Annotated in this window: 13 protein-coding genes; 2 read left to right on the forward strand and 11 right to left on the reverse strand. The window is 68.4% G+C overall.

What is annotated here, in order from left to right; genetic code table 11:
• Nucleotides 1–9 precede the first annotated feature (9 nt).
• The 10 genes from PIGHUM_RS15185 to PIGHUM_RS15230 all read right to left on the reverse strand — a co-directional run bounded on the left by PIGHUM_RS15185 (nucleotide 10) and on the right by PIGHUM_RS15230 (nucleotide 11,081).
• Nucleotides 10–1,572 carry an ABC transporter substrate-binding protein gene (locus PIGHUM_RS15185; RefSeq protein ID WP_124080403.1) on the reverse strand — a complete coding sequence of 521 codons (1,563 nt, stop codon included), beginning with the start codon at nucleotides 1,570–1,572 and terminating at the stop codon, nucleotides 10–12.
• Nucleotides 1,569–2,570 (reverse strand): ABC transporter ATP-binding protein, encoded by a 1,002-nt coding sequence (locus PIGHUM_RS15190; RefSeq protein WP_124080404.1) that lies wholly within the window; start codon nucleotides 2,568–2,570, stop codon nucleotides 1,569–1,571. The genes PIGHUM_RS15185 and PIGHUM_RS15190 overlap by 4 nt, the downstream gene beginning before the upstream one ends.
• Nucleotides 2,567–3,604: an ABC transporter ATP-binding protein gene (locus PIGHUM_RS15195; RefSeq protein ID WP_124080405.1), complete on the reverse strand. Its 1,038-nt coding sequence runs from the start codon at nucleotides 3,602–3,604 to the stop codon at nucleotides 2,567–2,569. The genes PIGHUM_RS15190 and PIGHUM_RS15195 overlap by 4 nt, the downstream gene beginning before the upstream one ends.
• A complete protein-coding gene (locus PIGHUM_RS15200; protein ID WP_425466731.1) occupies nucleotides 3,601–4,482 on the reverse strand; it encodes an ABC transporter permease in 882 nt (293 codons plus the stop codon). Before PIGHUM_RS15200 ends, PIGHUM_RS15195 begins: the two co-directional genes overlap by 4 nt.
• Nucleotides 4,483–4,589: 107 nt before the next feature.
• A complete protein-coding gene (locus PIGHUM_RS15205; protein WP_124080406.1) occupies nucleotides 4,590–5,555 on the reverse strand; it encodes an ABC transporter permease in 966 nt (321 codons plus the stop codon).
• A gap of 13 nt (nucleotides 5,556–5,568) precedes the next feature.
• Complete coding sequence (locus tag PIGHUM_RS15210) at nucleotides 5,569–7,005, reverse strand: NAD-dependent succinate-semialdehyde dehydrogenase (RefSeq protein ID WP_124080407.1); 1,437 nt, start codon at nucleotides 7,003–7,005, stop codon at nucleotides 5,569–5,571.
• Nucleotides 7,006–7,031: 26 nt separating this feature from the next.
• Complete coding sequence (locus tag PIGHUM_RS15215) at nucleotides 7,032–8,711, reverse strand: thiamine pyrophosphate-binding protein (RefSeq protein WP_124080408.1); 1,680 nt, start codon at nucleotides 8,709–8,711, stop codon at nucleotides 7,032–7,034.
• Nucleotides 8,704–9,489 (reverse strand): SDR family oxidoreductase, encoded by a 786-nt coding sequence (locus PIGHUM_RS15220; RefSeq protein ID WP_124080409.1) that lies wholly within the window; start codon nucleotides 9,487–9,489, stop codon nucleotides 8,704–8,706. The genes PIGHUM_RS15215 and PIGHUM_RS15220 overlap by 8 nt, the downstream gene beginning before the upstream one ends.
• A 35-nt stretch (nucleotides 9,490–9,524) precedes the next feature.
• A complete protein-coding gene (locus PIGHUM_RS15225) occupies nucleotides 9,525–10,106 on the reverse strand; it encodes a carboxymuconolactone decarboxylase family protein (protein WP_124080410.1) in 582 nt (193 codons plus the stop codon).
• 222 nt (nucleotides 10,107–10,328) lie between these two features.
• Nucleotides 10,329–11,081 carry a GGDEF domain-containing protein gene (locus PIGHUM_RS15230; RefSeq protein WP_124080411.1) on the reverse strand — a complete coding sequence of 251 codons (753 nt, stop codon included), beginning with the start codon at nucleotides 11,079–11,081 and terminating at the stop codon, nucleotides 10,329–10,331.
• Nucleotides 11,082–11,241: 160 nt separating this feature from the next.
• Here PIGHUM_RS15230 and PIGHUM_RS15235 point away from each other — a divergent pair, with 160 nt between their 5' ends.
• Nucleotides 11,242–12,129: an NAD(P)-dependent oxidoreductase gene (locus tag PIGHUM_RS15235; RefSeq protein WP_160142294.1), complete on the forward strand. Its 888-nt coding sequence runs from the start codon at nucleotides 11,242–11,244 to the stop codon at nucleotides 12,127–12,129.
• A 143-nt stretch (nucleotides 12,130–12,272) separates the two neighbouring features.
• On the forward strand, nucleotides 12,273–13,937 hold the full coding sequence (locus PIGHUM_RS15240; protein ID WP_124080413.1) for a methyl-accepting chemotaxis protein: 1,665 nt from the start codon (nucleotides 12,273–12,275) through the stop codon (nucleotides 13,935–13,937).
• On the opposite strand, the gene PIGHUM_RS15245 is transcribed toward PIGHUM_RS15240, so the two are convergent.
• Nucleotides 13,924–15,432, reverse strand: coding sequence for an efflux transporter outer membrane subunit (locus PIGHUM_RS15245; protein ID WP_124080414.1), 1,509 nt, complete (start codon nucleotides 15,430–15,432; stop codon nucleotides 13,924–13,926). The genes PIGHUM_RS15240 and PIGHUM_RS15245 overlap by 14 nt on opposite strands.
• Nucleotides 15,433–15,438: the final 6 nt, after the last annotated feature.

A 15,438-nucleotide genomic window follows, 5' to 3' on the forward strand; every position in this document is an offset into this window, starting at 1 on the left:
TCCACGTCCCTATTTGGCCGGCTTGGCGCGCCAGGCGAAGCTGCGTTCATCCGACCAGGCATCGAAGTCCACGCCTTTCTTCGAGATCCAGTACAGCCGCTGGAAGTAGAGCGGCAGGAAGGCGGCGTCGTCGTAGACCAGCGCGGCGGCCTCCTGCAGGTACTGCTCCTGTTTCTGGGCATTGAATTCGCTGGCGGCGCCGTCGATGGCTTCATCCACTTTGGGATTGGAATAGCCGAAGCGGTTCAAGGTGCCGACGTCGCCCTTGAGCCGTGTGTGCAGCGTGGCCAGCAGGCCGCGCAGCGATTCGGCGGTGGCGTTGCCGTAGCTGAAGGTGAAGGCCGCATATTTGTTGTCCACGGCTTCCTTGGCATAGACGGTATAGGGCAGGGCGACCACGCCGTTCACCTTCAGGCCGCCGCGCGAGAACATCTGGCCCAGCGCCTGGACGAGTTCGCCGTCCTGCGGATAGCGGTCGTTCGAGCCGTGCACGGTGATTCCGAAGCCGTTCGGGTAGCCCGCCTCGGCCAGCAGCTGCTTGGCGCGCTTGACGTCGGGCTTGATCGCCGGCAGCTTGGGATCGAAGCCGAACGACTGGTCGTTGACGAACTGGTTGGCGGGCTGCCCGGCGCCCTGCAGCAGGCGATCGGTGATGGCCTGGCGATCGATCATGAGCGACATGGCCTGGCGCACGCGCTTGTCCTGCAGCGGGTTCTTGGGCAGCGGCTTGCCGTTCAGGTCGGTCAGCAGCGGCGCATCCGCGTTCTGGTTGAGCGCCAGGTAGATGATGCGGTAGGTGGCGGCGGACGTTACGCGGAAGTTGGGATCCTTCTCCAGGCTCTTGACGTCGAGCACCGGCACCTGGTCGATCAGGTCGACCTGGCCGGAGCGCAGCGCCGCGAGGCGGGCGGCGTTGTTGCCGATGAAGCGCAGCGTGACGCGCTGATAGGCGGGCTTGGGACCCCAGTAGTCCTCGTTGCGGACCAGCTCGAGCTTGTCGCCCGGTGTCCATGAAACGAACTTGTAGGGGCCGGTGCCGATGGCGGCCTTGCCGCTGTTGAAATCGGCGGTGGCCATGCCCTGGGAGGTTTCCTTGTCCAGGATGTGCACGTAGCCGACGTCTTCGATGAAGCGCGGCGAGGGCGTCTTGGTGGTGAACTTGATGGTGTGGCTGTCGACGATCTCCATTTTGTCGACCTCGGCCACGGCGGCGGCGAACGAGGCCGGCGAATTCGGCACCTTGGGCGCGCGTTCGATGGAGAACACCACGTCGTCCGCGGTGAAGGGCGAGCCGTTGTGGAACTTCACTCCCTTGCGCAGGTAGACCATCCAGGTCTTGGGATCGAGATTCTGCCAGCGTTCGGCGAGGTAGGGCGTGGTCTTGCCGTCCTTGCCCGGTTCGATCAGGCGTTCGTAGATGTGGTTGACGAAGTTCTGGTTCGACGCCGCGCGGGTGAATTGCGGATCCATCGATGTGGCGTCGTTGGCTGCGCCGATGACCAGCGTCTGGGCGGGGGCGGGTGCGCAAATGATGGCGCAGGCCAGCGCCAGGATATATCTCGAGAGTTTCACGGGGTCTCCTTCCTGGTTTGTTCGATGAGATGGCAGGCGGCTTTCCTGTCCGGCCCGACGGCCGTCAACAGAGGGATGGAACGGCTGCAAGCGGGTATGGCATGGGGACAGCGCGTATGGAAGTGGCAGCCCGGCGGCGGCGCCAGCGGCGACGGCAGGTCGCTGGCGGCCGACCGGTAGCGCTTGTGGCCGCGTCCGAGGCGGGGGGCCTCGGACAGCAGCAACTGGGTATAGGGGTGGGCCGGCCGCGAGAAGATTTCCTGCGTGGGTCCGATCTCGACGATGCGCCCCAGGTACATGACGGCGACCCGGTCGGTCAGGTGCTTGACGACCCCCAGGTCGTGGCTGATGAACAGATACGTCAGGCCGCGCCGCTCGCGCAGGTCCATGAACAGGTTGAGCACCTGCGCCTGTACCGATACGTCCAGCGCGGAGACTGCCTCGTCGCATACCAGCAGGCTGGGTTCCACGGCCAGCGCGCGGGCGATGCCGATGCGCTGCCGCTGGCCGCCGGAGAACTGGTGCGGAAACCGGCTGGCGTAGCTGGGGTCCAGGCCGACCTCGCGCATCAGCGCCGCGACCTTGTCGGCCTTGTCCTTGCGGGCGACCAGGCCATGGTAGACCGGTGCCTCGCCGATGATGTCGACGATGCGCTTGCGCCGGTTCAGCGAGGACATCGGATCCTGGAACACCATCTGTATGCCCAGGCGGTCGCCGTGCGCGCGCCGGCCGTCGGCGCGGGCGCCATTGTCGAACGAGACCGCGCCGGAAGAGGGCGGCAGGATGCCGGAAACGATGCGGCCCAGCGTGGATTTGCCGCATCCCGATTCGCCGACCAGTCCGAGCGCCTCGCCGCGGCCGACCTCCAGCGTCACCCGGTCCACCGCGCGGACGACGGGAAAGGGTTTGCCGCCCAGGCGCTGCACGAAGCGGTCGACCAGGTCGGGTTTGCGCGTGAAGACTCTGGAGACGTCGGTCAGGGAAAGATGGGGATTCATTGCACGGCTCCCATGTCGCTGCGCGAGGTCTGTTCCGCTCTGGGCGGCGGGGCGGTGCCGCAGGCATCTTCCGGGGCGTGGAGCGGCGCGATACAGCGCACCCAGCGCTGTCCCCCGGCGCCGTTGACCGGCGGCGGCGCCGCGCAGGCATCCAGCCGGTAGGCGCAGCGCGGCGCGAAGGCGCAGCCCGGCGGCAGCGCCAGCAGCGACGGCGTCATGCCGGGAATGGGCCGCAGCTTCTGGCCGTGCGGCGTGTTGCCGGGGATGGAGTCGATCAGGCCGCGTGTGTAGGGATGGGCGGGCGCCGCGATCACCGGCTGCGACGGGCCGTATTCGACGATCTTGCCCGCGTACATCACCGCAATGCGATCGGCGATGGCCTCGACCACGGCCAGGTCGTGGCTGACCCAGATCATGGCCGAGCCGGTCTGGGCCACCAGTTCCTGCATCTGGGCCAGGATCTGGCCCTGGATGGTGACGTCCAGCGCGGTGGTCGGCTCGTCGGCCAGGATCAGCGCGGGTCGGTGCAGCAGCGCAATGGCGATGGCAACGCGCTGGCGCATGCCGCCGGAGAACTGGTGCGGATAGGCGCGCAGTCGTTCCTCGGGAGACGGGATGCTCACCATGCGCAGCACCTCCAGCGCGCGGGCGCGCGCGGCGCGGCGCGACACCTTCTCGTGCGCCAGGATGGCTTCGACCATCTGGGTCTCGATGCGAAGCACCGGGGTCAGCGTCATCATCGGGTCCTGGAAGATCATCGCGATCTCGCGGCCGCGTATGGCGCGCAAGTCTTCCGGAGGCGCGCCGACCAGCTCGCGTCCGCGGAAACGGACCGACCCGGAGATGCGGCCCGGCGCATCGATCAGCCCGAGGATGGAAAAACTGGTGACGCTCTTGCCCGACCCGCTTTCCCCGACCAGGCCCAGCACCTCGCCTTCGTCCAGGTCGATGTCGATCCCGTCCACCGACTTCACCACGCCGGCGCGGGTGTGGAAATGGGTGCGCAGCCCGCGGATTTCGAGTAGCCTTTTCATCGCGCATTCCTCGGATTGAGGACTTCGCGCAGTTGGTCGCCGACGATGTTGATGGCGAAGATCAGCACCAGCAGGAGCATGCCCGGAAACACGCTGATCCAGTACAGGCCGGCCATCATGACGTTGTAGCCGTTGGCGATCAGCAGCCCCAGCGAAGGCTTGGTGATGGGCAGGCCCAGCCCCAGGAAGGAAAGCGTCGCTTCGGCGGAAATGGCCGAGGCGATCTGGATGGTGCCCAGCACGATGATGGGCGGAATGCAGTTCGGCGCCAGGTGGCCGAGCACGATGCGCAGCCTGCCCAGCCCCAGCGAACGCGCCGCCTCGATGTATTCCATGCGCCGCTCGCTCAGCGCCACCGACCGTATCGTGCGCGCGAAATGCGCCCATTGCACCAGCACCAGCGCGAGGATCACCTTGTCCACCCCCTGGCCCAGCACGGCGAGCAGCATCAGCGCGACCAGGATGGTGGGGAAACTCAGCATGAAATCCACCACGCGCATGATCAATGCATCGACGAAGCCGCCGGCGTACGCGGCCAGCAGCCCGATCAGCACGCCCAGCACGATGGCGATCACACCCGACACGACACCGACGAACAGGCTGGTGCGCAGGCCGAACAGCATGGCCGAGAACATGTCGCGGCCCTGCACGTCAGTGCCCAGCACGAACAGGTGCCCCTCCATCGATCGGGACATGGGCGGCAGGCTGCCGTCCATGAACCCGACCTGCGCCAGGTCGTACGGGTCCTGGGGGGCGAGCATCGGCGCAAAAAGCGCCATGAGCACCAGCAGTGCGCACACCGCCAGCCCTCCGACCGCGAGCCGGCTCTCGGCGAACTCGCCCCACACCGCCCGCAACCGCCCCGGCGCTCGCTTCACCGTTCCCGCAACAACCGGGACCGTTCCCTCGATCACCACTCTAGCCTCTGACAACGCTATCTCCTTCAGGGAGCACTCACCCCCCAACCACTTGTTATTCGGGGGGCCTATATATCTCTCGTTCTCGGGTCGAGCGCCATGTAGAGCAGATCCACCACCAGGTTGATCGCCACGAACAGCGTGGTGATTACCAGCAGATAGGCCGCCACGACCGGCCGGTCGAGGCGGACGATGGAGTCGATGATCAGTTTTCCCATGCCCGGCCAGGCGAAGATGGATTCGGTCACCACGGCGAACGCCAGCATGGATCCGAACTCCAGTCCGATCACGGTGATGATGGGCGCGGCGATGGTCTTGGCGACGTGGGTGGTGATGATGCGGCGCTCTGTCAGGCCCTTGGCGCGGGCGAATCTGACGAAATCCATGGGCATGACTTCACGCACCTGGGCACGGGTCAGGCGGATGACCATTGCCATCTTGAACAGCGCCAGGTTCAGCGCAGGCAGGAACAGATGGTGCAGGCCGTCGAGCGTGGCGAAGCTGGTCTGGGCGCCGAACAGCGAGCCGGTCTGGCCGCGGCCGCTGGCAGGGAACCAGCCGAGTCCTACGGCGAAGATCAGGATCAGCATCAGTCCTTGCCAGAAGTTGGGCAGCGAGAAGCCCAGGATGGACCCGGTGGTAATGGTCTTGTCCATCCAGGTGTTCGGCTTGAGGCCGGCGATCAGGCCCAGCGGCGCACCGATGAGCAGCGCGATGAAGAGCGCCGCCAGCGCCAGTTCCAGCGTGGCCGGCAGGCGTTGCAGGATCAGGTCGATGGACGGCATGTTGTAGACGAAAGAGTTGCTCAGGTCGCCGTGCAGCGCATTGACCAGGAAGCGCAGGTATTGCGTCCAGATCGGCTGGTCCAGGCCCAGCGCGCGGATGGCGGCGACCCGCTCGGACTCGGTCGCGTCGTCGGGCAGCAGGATGTCGACCGGGTTGCCGATCGCATACAGCCCCATGAACACCACCAGGGACACCGCAAGCAGCACGGCCATGGCCTGCAATGCGCGCCTCAATACATAAGTGACCACGTCGTGTCCTTCGTCAGAGTCTCTGGGTGAAATGCGTGACGTACTTCGTGACGAGGTACGCATCGACGGCCTCGGTGCCTCCCTCGCGGCCGTGCCCCGAATCCTTGACGCCGCCGAAGGGCGCCTCGATCGGGCCCAGTCCCTGGTGGTTGATCGACACCATGCCTGCTTCGATGGCCCGGGCGGCCAGGGCCGCGCGTGCCATCGAGCGGGTATAGGCGTATGCCGCCAGGCCGTAGGGCAGGCGGTTGGCCTCGGCGATGGCGTCGCGGTCGTCGCGGAACGGCGTGATGGCCGCGATAGGGGCGAAGGGCTCCTCGTTCATGATGCGCGCGTCGGCGGGCAGCCCCGCCAGCACCGTCGGACGATAGAACCAGCCCTTGCCGCCGGGCCGCTCGCCGCCCGCCCGCAATTGCGCGCCGCGTTCGAGCGCGTCGGCGACGAAAGCCTCGGCCGCGCGCACGCGCCGTTCGTGGATCAGCGGACCCATGCCGGTGCCGCTTTCGAGACCGTGGCCGAGCCGGATGGCGTCGGCCTGCGATGCGAAACGCGCGACGAAGTCGTCATAGATGCCTTCCTGGACCAGGAAGCGGGTGGGGGAGATGCAGATCTGCCCGGCATTGCGGTACTTGGCCGCTGCCAGCAGGGGAATGGCGCGGTCCAGGTCGGCGTCGTCGAAGACGATGGCCGGCGCGTGTCCGCCCAGCTCCGCGGTGATGGGCTTCATGTGGCGGCCGGCCAGTTCGGCCAGCTGCCTACCTACCGCGGTCGAGCCGGTGAAAGACACCTTGCGTATGGCGGGGCTGGCGATCAGGCGCGCGGAAATCTCCGCCGGATTGCCGAACACCAGGTTCGCCACGCCGGCGGGCAGGCCGGCAGCCTCGATGGCGCGCATCAGGCAGGCGGCGGTCGCAGGCGTGTCCTCGGCGGCCTTCAGCACGACGGAACAGCCGGCCGCGAGCGCGGCGGCGACCTTGCGCGCCACCTGGGAGAGCGGGAAATTCCAGGGAGTGAAGGCCGCCACCGGGCCGACCGGCTCGCGTTCGACGATCTGCAGTACGTCCGGCACGCGGGCGGGAATGGTGCGCCCGTAGAGGCGCCGGGCTTCTTCGGCACACCAGTCGAACACCTCGGCGGAACTGGCGCATTCGTGCAGGGCCTGGTCGAGCGGCTTGCCCTCTTCGCACGTAATGATGCGGGCGATCCGGTCCGCCTGGCCGCGCAGGTGGTCGGCCACCGCGTGCAGCCGCCGCGCGCGCTCCGGCGCAGGCACCGCCCGCCAGGTGTCGAAGGCGCGCGCGGCGGCTGCCAGCGCATCGTCCAGGTCCGCCGGGCCGGCGTGCGCCACGGAGCCTATCCTTGCTTCGGTGGCAGGATCGTAGACGGGCAGCTCGCCGTTGCCGCCCGCGCGCCATTGGCCGTCGATGAAGAGCCGGGTGTCCGGGTACATGCTCGATGCCTCCTCGCTGGCGCCTGTCAGGCGCTCTTCTGGTTGTAGGGCGTGGGCGGTCCGCCGAAGGCCTGGGCGAACGGGCCGATGGCTGCCATGTCGGCTTCCAGCAGGCTGGGGCCGTCGATGGCGAGCATTTCCCGCAGCGCGTCGGAGAAGCCCTGTGGGTGGGCGACGCGTCGGTGCGGCAGGCCCAGCGACCGGGCGAACAGCCCGAAGTCCGGCATGAGCAGGTCGGCAGCGAAGCGGCGTCCGCCGAAATGCGCGTCCTGGAGGTTGCGCATGATGCCGTAGCCGCCGTCGTTCATCAGGATGATGGTGAGGTTGGCCCGCTCCTGTACCGCGGTGGCGACCTCGCCCAGCGACAGCGACAACCCGCCGTCGCCGACCAATGCGATGGTCTTGCGCTGCGGCGCGGCGATGGCTGCCCCTATGCCCTGCGCCAGTCCCATGCCGATGGCTCCGCTGACCGAGTAGACGCCGCGGCGCGGCGCCCGCAGGGGCGGCAGGCGATTGCCCCAGGTGCTGTTGCTGATGGTGATGTCGCGCACCCAGTTGAAATCGGCGGGAGCGTGCTCGATGAGCGCGTCCAGCAGCGCTTCGTAGGGACCGAGCATGGCGCGCAGCGTGCTCTCCGCGGAACGGCGGGCGGCGCGCAGGTCGTCGTGAAAGGCCGGATCCAGGTCGAGCTTGCCGAGCTTGCCGGCCAGCGCCGACAGAAAGCGCTGCGCATCGGCGCAGACGAAGGCGTCGCATGGATAGTTGCGGTTTTCCGCGCGCGGATCGGCATCGACGATGACCAGCGGATGGGGCAGAGGCAGTCGGAACGAATGCGTCTGCGCGCTGCGCAGCCGCGAACCGGCCACCAGCATGAAGTCGCAACTGCCCAGGAAATCGGGCGCGGCGCCCAGCGAGGCCATGGAGCCCAGGTTTTGCGGATGGTCGTCGGGCACGATGCCGCGTCCCTGCACGCTGGAGGCCGCGCCCATGCCGGCGCGCAGCAGCGCGAGGCTGGCATCGCCGGCCTCGGCCGCGCCGCCGCCCAGCCACAGCATCGGCCGGCGGGCGCGGCGCAGCATGGCGGCGATTCGCTCGACCGCGGCATCGCAAGGCTCGATGGGGGATGGCGGCACCAGGCCGAAGTCGGCAGGCAGGCAGACCGGCATCTTCTGTACGTCGATCGGGATCTCGACGGTGACGGGGCCGCGGGGCGCGCTCAGCGCGACGCGCGCCGCTTCGCGCAGCGTGCCGAGCGCGGTCTCCGGCGTATGCACGCGGAAGGCTGCCTTGGACACGCCTTCCAGCATGCGGAACTGGGTGGGAGTCTCGTGCGTGTAGCCGGTGACCCGGTCCAGGTAGCGGGTCTCGACGTTGCCCGTGATGTGCAGCAGCGGCGTGCCGGCGCCCAGGCATTCGAGCAGCCCGGCACAGGCATTGGCGCAGCCGGCGCCGGTGGACGTGAGCAGGACGCCGATGCGGCCGGTGCTGCGCGCGCCGGCATCGGCCATGTTGACGGCGCCGGCCTCGTTGCGCACCGGCACGAAGCGGATCGCGTCGCGCCGCGCCAGCGCATCGGCGATCGGCAGGTTGTGGATGCTGATGATGCCGAAGACGGTCCGGACGCCCAGGCATTCGAGAAAGGCGACGACGAGATCGCCGACGGTCGGGGATCCAGGCGCGGCCTGCTGGCGGGCTTGCTCAGACATGAGGCTTCATTCCTCCGGTCACGTCTATCCACGATCCCGTGATGTAGCCCGCGCCGGGCGAAGCCAGGAAGGCGATCGTGCGGGCCACTTCCTCGGATTCGCCGAAGCGGCCGAGCGGCACCTTGCGCTGGGCGACGAGGTCGTCCAGGTATTCCTGGTAGGTGGCGAATTTGTCCTGCTTCTGGAAGCGCCGCTCCCACTGGCCGGACTTGACCAGCCCGACCAGCACGGAATTGACGCGGATGCGATCGGCCGCGAGCCACAGCGACATGGTCTTGGACATGTTCAGCTGGCCGGCGCGGGCGGCGCTGGTGGCCGCCATGTGCGGATGCGGACGCTGCGAGACCAGCGAGTTGATGTTGACCACGGCGCCCTGGCCGGACTCGGCCAGCAGCGACCGGAAGGCGCGGGTGGGGTGGAGCACCGAGAATATCTTGAGCTGGTACTCGTCCATCCACTCCTGGTCTTCGGTCTGCTCCATGTTGCCCAGCCGCGCCTGGCCGGCGTTGTTGATGAGCATGTCGGCGCCGCCGAAAGAGTCGGCCACGGCGTCGCGCAAGCGCTGGACCTGGGCGGGATCGAGTACGTCGCACGTGGTGGCCAGCAGCCGGTCGGGGCCGGCGCCCAGCGCGACGCGGGCCTGTTCGAGGCGCTGCGGATCGCGGCCGCAGATCGCGACCCGCGCGCCCAGATCGAGGAATGTCCTGGCAGTCGCCAGCCCGATGCCGTGCGTGCCGCCGGTCACGACGGCCACCCGGCCGCCAATTCCGTAGTCCATGGTTTCCTTCCTGCTTGAATGGTGGGGAGGGCGCGTCAACGCGGCTTGGTGCCGGTGCGCCGGTAGCCGCTGACGTCCGGAAAGGGCTCCTGCCGTCCGGAGTGCATGTCGATCTGGAAGACATTGAGCAGCATGGCGAGCATGGAGAAGGCGCCGATGGCCCCTACCATGTCGATCACGCCTTCCTCGCCGAATACGCGTACCGCGTCGGCGTAGGTGGCATCGCTGACGAAATGCTCGCGCAGCAGTTCATCGGCGAAGCGGAAAAACACGCGTTCGTCTTCGGCGGTGAAATCGGCACGGCCCGTGAGGGCGAGCGCGTCGACCGCTTCCTGGGAGACGCCTTCCTCGACCGCCTTGGGCGCATGGGCGACCCAGGAATAGGCGGCGTCCCAATAGCGCGCGGTGAGCAGGATGCACAATTCGCTGATGCGGCCGGTAATGGGACTGTCCCAGCGGAAATAGGAATTCAGTTTCTCGACGATGTCGCAGAGTTCGGGCCGGTGCATCCACGCCAGGTAGGGGCCTCTGACCTGGCCGCGCTTGCCGGCAATGCGCTCGTAGAGATCTTTCTGCAACTGCGTGAACTGCTCCGGTTCCAGCTTGCTGATTCTCACCGCGTCCTCCTGGTTTCGCGATCAATTAGACCAGCAGGGACGCGGCTTCAGAATGGGCTTTGCCCGCAAAACTAGGTTTCAGGATCGTGACGAATCCCCGGGCCGGGGGCTGAGGCTCGCGTGTACCAACGGTTTGAGCCTGCCCGGGGCGCGCGCGCACGCCCGTGCGCTAAGGGTAGTCCCTGATCGGGAGCCGGAAGGGCACGCTGTAAGGGGCGTCCCTCAGGAGGCAACCTTCACACGGTTGCCGCCATCCGCTTTCGCGCGGTACATGGCCTGGTCGGCGCGCGCGTAGATGTCGGCGAAGCTGGCGCCGCGGGCGATGGGTATCAGGCCGACACTGACGCTGACGTGCAGCGGCGGGCCGTTCATGGAGAAGTCCGCCACCGCCACCTGGCGCACGAATGCTTCGGCCAGGCGCACGGCCTCCTCCAGCGTGGCGGGCACCAGCAGCGCGGAAAATTCTTCGCCGCCCATGCGCGCGACTTCGCAGGGAGGTCCGAAAACGGAACGCATCAGGCGCGCCAGGGTCACGATCACGTGATCGCCGGTGGGGTGTCCGTAGATGTCGTTGATGCGCTTGAAGGCGTCGACGTCGGCCAGCATCAGCACGTGCGGCCGAGCGGATGCCAGCGCCGTCTCGGCCAGTTCGATGAAGGCCCTGCGGTTGAGCAGGCCGGTATGGGGGTCGAGCCGGTTCAGGTTCGCCAGGTGCGATTTCATCTGATAGAGCTTGTAATTTCCCATGGCCATGATGTAGATCACGCTGCTGCCCAGCACGCTTGCGATCAGCGTGGTCTGGATGGCCGAGCGGACGATCTGGAAGGGCGCGTAGATGAGGTTGATGCACAAGTCGATCAGGTCGGCGGCGACGATCACCAGGAGCGTGGTGACGATGGTTCTCTGGAAGACTTCGCGGCGCGACGTGATTTCGCCGCGCACGCGCCATCGGTTGCGCGAGGGACTGTTGGGCATGTAGGTGGTAGCGGTGGTGTGCCGGACGGCGGGAAAGCCGGCTCTGCCGCTACCTTACCGCAATTCGCCCATGTCCAGTGCGCGGGCGTCCGGGGTGCGGCGAGCAACGCTATCATGGTGCTGCGCGGCACACCGGCCGCGGTTCGACTGGAGGCCGTACATGGATATTTCCCGCCGTTTTGGATTCATCGGACTTGGCAACATGGGCCTGCCCATGGCGACCCGGTTGCTGGCCGCAGGCCATGCGGTGACGGTCTGGAACCGCAGCGCCGACAAGGCGGAGGAACTGGCGCGCGCCGGCGCGGCCGTGGCGGCCGAGCCGGCGGATGTGCTGCGGCAGGCGGAGGTGGTGGGGATTTGCGTGAAAGACGGCGCCGCCGTCGAGCAGATCGCGTTCGGGCCGGGCGGCCTGGCGGAGGCGGGCGCCGCCGGCCAGGGCAGGGTGGTGGTCGATTTTTCGACCATCTCTCCCGGGCAGGCACGCGACATCGGCCGCCGCCTGCGCGAATTGACCGGAGCCGGCTGGCTCGATGCTCCGGTATCGGGCGGCGTGCCCGGCGCCGAGCGCGGGTCGCTGATCTGCTTTGCCGGCGGCGAGGCGGCCGATCTCGAGCTTGCCCGGCCCTTGCTGGCCCCGCTCGCCGCGCGCGTGACGTACATGGGGCCGGCCGGCGCGGGCCAGACCACCAAAATCTGCAACCAGATGATCGTGGCCGTGAATGTGCTCACCATTGCCGAGACCTATGGGCTGGCGCGCAAGGCGGGCGTCGATCTCGGCCAGTTGGCCCCGGCATTGGCGGGCGGCTTTGCGGATTCGCAGCCTTTGCAGATATTCGGGCCGTCGATGGCCGCCGGCCGGTTCGAGCCGATACGCACCGCGGTCGAACTGATGGCCAAGGATCTCGGCATCTCGCAGGACATGGCGGACGAACTGGAGGCGGGCACGCCGGTGTCCGGCTTCTGCTCGGCCCTGTACCAGGCCATTCGGGCCGAACACGAGGACGTCTTCTGGGGCGACGTGGCGGGCCTGGTCCGGCTGTACCGCTAGCCGACATGTCATGGGAATTTCATTGATGTAACGCTGCTCAAGCACCGTACGGCCTGGGCCGATAAAGCGAATGAAGCGCAACGGCGGGGTTCTCGGGAACCCCGCCGTTGTCATTTGTGGCCTAGGGTTTTCATTAGGGTGTCATGAAAATACGCAGCAAATTGTTCGCCTTGGGGACTGCCGGCATCGTCGCGCTGGTGGTTGTGGCCGGTTGTGCGGTGGCCGGATTGTTGCGCCTGAGCGGCGCGGTCGACGACTATGCGCAGCGGCGGGTGCCGGCGCTGGTGGCATTGGGCGCGCTGCGGGAAGGGCAGGTGCAGATCGCCCGCCACAGCCTGGAGCCGCTGCAGTGGGCCGACGAATATTCCATCGAGGCGCGCAACGAGTGGGAACGCATGCTGCAGTCGAAGGGGCGCACCTGGGCCGCGATGGAGGCGGCTCGCGCGGCGCTGTCCGAGGCGCCGGCGGCGCAGGGCGAGTCCGAGGCGCTGGACGCTTTCGACGCGGCCTTCCATGCCTGGGCCGAGAAGGAAAAGCCGCTCACGGATCTGCTCGCGCAACTGGTGGAAGCCGAGACCGAGGAGCGCCAGCGATTCCTGTTTCTGAAATACCTGGCCGCCTATTCGGCGCAGGAATCCTATTATGTGCAGGCGCAACAAGCGATGCAGGCACTGGCCGAAGCGGGCGCCCAGGCCGCGGCCGAGCGGGCGGCGGAATTACGGCAGGCCAGCCGGCGCCTGGCGGCGATGATTGCCGGCATAGGCCTGGCCGCCATGCTCCTGGTGCTGGCCGGGGCGTGGCGCATCGGCCGCACCATCGTCGGCGCCATCGACGGCATGCGGGCGCGCCTGGCCGCCATCGCCGATGATCTGGATTTCCGTCCCCGCGCGGCAGCCCGGGGCAACGACGAGGTGGCGGACATGGCGCGCGCGCTGGATCGGCTCGTGGCGCGCGTGCGCACCTCGCTGGCGACGATGCAGGATCTGTCGGCAACCATGAACGCCGCCGGCAACGAAGTGTCGGCCGGCGCGGCGGGCGTGGCCGGCGGGGCGGCCCGCCAGAGCGACGCCGCGGGACGCATGGCCGAATCCATGCAGACCGTGGCCGCGAGCATGACCCAGGTGGCCGGATCGGTCGAAGAGGCGATCGGCCTGTCCCGCGAGGCCTGCGGCCTGGCCCGGCACGGCGGTGAACTGATCGGCACCGCCGGCGAGCGCATGGATGTGATCTCGGGGCGGATGACGGCGGCGTCGCGGGCGCTGGACGCGCTGGACCGGCATGGCGAGTCGATTCGCCACGTGGCCCGCCTGATTTCCGATATCGCCGGCCAGACCAAGCTGCTGTCGCTGAACGCAGCGATCGAGGCGGCGCGCGCGGGCGAGGACGGCAGGGGCTTTGCCGTCGTCGCCGAGCAGGTCAGGACGCTGGCCGAGAAAAGCGCGGCCTCCAGCCTGCAGATCGGCCAGACCGTGGAGCGCATCGCCGATGAAACGGCTGCCGCTGCCGAGTTGATGCGGGAAGTGGTGGAAGCCGTGGCGGTGGGCCAGGCCAATGCGACCGAAGCGGGCCGCTTCGTGGGCGAGCTCAGCGCGGCCTCGGAGCGGGCGGCCAGGGTGGTGGCCGCCATCGGGCAGGCGCTGCGCGAGCAATCCTCGCTGAACGACGGTGTCGCGCGCCACGTGGACGACGTGGCCGGCATGGCCGGACATTACCGGGAGGCCGCGGGCGCCATGGCGGCCCAGGCGGCGAGCCTCCAGGAGACTGTTCGCACGGTCGATGCAACGGTCAATTCGTTCAGGGTGTCGTAATGATCGTGGCCATGGACGTGCCGACCATTGCAGTTGAAGGGGGAGCCTCGCTCCACCCGCCGCCCAAGGCCCGGATCAACCCCACCGTGGCGCGCGCCCGCTCGCCATCCAGGCGGACGGCGGCGCGCCGCTGCTGCAAGACGTTGCGGTCGGCGTCGATGACGTCGAGGTAGCTGACCGAGCCTTCGCGGTACTGGATCTGGGACAGCCCGGCGGCGCGGGCCGCCGAGGCGACCGCGGCATCCTGCGCCCGGTTCTGCTCGTCGAGCAGGCGCAGGCTGGCCAGGTTGTCTTCCACTTCGCGGAAGGCATCGAGCACCGCCTGGCGGTAGTTGGCCACGTCTTCCTCGTAGGCGGCTCGGGCGCGTTCGAGTTCGGCGCTGCGCCGGCCGCCGTCGAAGATCGGCAGGGTGAGCGCGGTGCCGACCAGGGGGCCGAGCACGAAGGCGCGGGCCGGCCAGTCGAGCAGATTGCCGAGTTCCCCGGACTCGTAGCCCAGCGCGCCGGTAAGCGACAGGCGCGGGAAGAAGGCGGCCCGGGCGATGCCGACGCGGGCATTGGCGGCGGCCACGGCGCGCTCGGCGGCCGCGATGTCGGGGCGGCGTTCGAGCAGTTCGGACGGTAGGCCGGCCGGGATCGTCACCGCCATGCGGGCGATCGGCCGGGCGGGCAGGCCGAAGCTGGCCGGCGGCTGGCCGAGCAGGATGGCCAGCGCGTGTTCCGCCGCGCTGCGCTGGCGCGCGATCTCGATCGCTTCGGCCTGCGCCGAGGCCAGCTCGGTGCGCGAGCGCGCCAGGTCCAGTTCGCTGATGTCGCCTTCGTCGAAGCGCCGCTGCACCAGCTTCAGGCTGCGCTCGCGCAGGGCGACCGTGGCGGCGTAGAGCTGCTGCTCGGCATCCAGTTCGCGCATCCGGAAATAATTCTGCGCCACGTCGGCCTGCAAGGCCAGTTGCACCGAGCGGAACAGGGCTTCGCTCTGTTCCGCCTGGGCCGAGGCGGCATCGACGCCGGACGCGATGCGTCCGAACAGGTCGGCTTCGTAGGAAACCGTGGCCTGGGCGCGCCACAGCGTCGTGGCGGAACTGGGCGCGTCGTCGGGCAGGCCGCGCGATGCGGGCGAAGGTCGCTGGCGCGACGGGCCGAAGCCGGCATTGAGCTCGGGATAGCGCTCGGCCCGGGCGCTGCCCAGCATGGCGCGGGCCTGGGCCAGGCGCGCCGCGGCGGCCTTGAGATTCTGGTTGGCGGCCAGCGCGCGGTCTTCCAGGCGGTCCAGTTCGGCATCGCCGAACACGGTCCACCATTGTCCGCGCGCCAGCGCTTCGGCGGGCCGCGCTGTTTTCCAGCGCGGGTCGGCCTCGGGCGCGGCTTCCTTGTAGGCGGCGGGCGTGTCCACGGCCGGTTTGTCGTAGACGGGCGCGACCGAGCAGCCGGCCAGGATAAGCGTCAGGAGCAGGACGGACGGCGCCGTCCAGGCAGTGCGTTGCGTGGTTTTCATGGTGTC

This window comes from Pigmentiphaga humi, from assembly GCF_900606115.1.
Lineage (GTDB): Bacteria > Pseudomonadota > Gammaproteobacteria > Burkholderiales > Burkholderiaceae_B > Pigmentiphaga > Pigmentiphaga humi.

Excerpts from the sequence above, each read along its gene's own strand:
- PIGHUM_RS15195 (WP_124080405.1), bottom strand. The coding sequence starts at position 3,604 with ATGAAAAGGCTACTCGAAATCCGCGGGCTGCGCACCCATTTCCACACC.
- PIGHUM_RS15235 (WP_160142294.1), top strand. The coding sequence starts at position 11,242 with ATGGATATTTCCCGCCGTTTTGGATTCATCGGACTTGGCAACATGGGC.
- PIGHUM_RS15215 (WP_124080408.1), bottom strand. The coding sequence starts at position 8,711 with ATGTCTGAGCAAGCCCGCCAGCAGGCCGCGCCTGGATCCCCGACCGTC.
- PIGHUM_RS15220 (WP_124080409.1), bottom strand. The coding sequence starts at position 9,489 with ATGGACTACGGAATTGGCGGCCGGGTGGCCGTCGTGACCGGCGGCACG.
- PIGHUM_RS15210 (WP_124080407.1), bottom strand. The coding sequence starts at position 7,005 with ATGTACCCGGACACCCGGCTCTTCATCGACGGCCAATGGCGCGCGGGC.
- PIGHUM_RS15230 (WP_124080411.1), bottom strand. The coding sequence starts at position 11,081 with ATGCCCAACAGTCCCTCGCGCAACCGATGGCGCGTGCGCGGCGAAATC.
- PIGHUM_RS15240 (WP_124080413.1), top strand. The coding sequence starts at position 12,273 with ATGAAAATACGCAGCAAATTGTTCGCCTTGGGGACTGCCGGCATCGTC.
- PIGHUM_RS15245 (WP_124080414.1), bottom strand. The coding sequence starts at position 15,432 with ATGAAAACCACGCAACGCACTGCCTGGACGGCGCCGTCCGTCCTGCTC.
- PIGHUM_RS15190 (WP_124080404.1), bottom strand. The coding sequence starts at position 2,570 with ATGAATCCCCATCTTTCCCTGACCGACGTCTCCAGAGTCTTCACGCGC.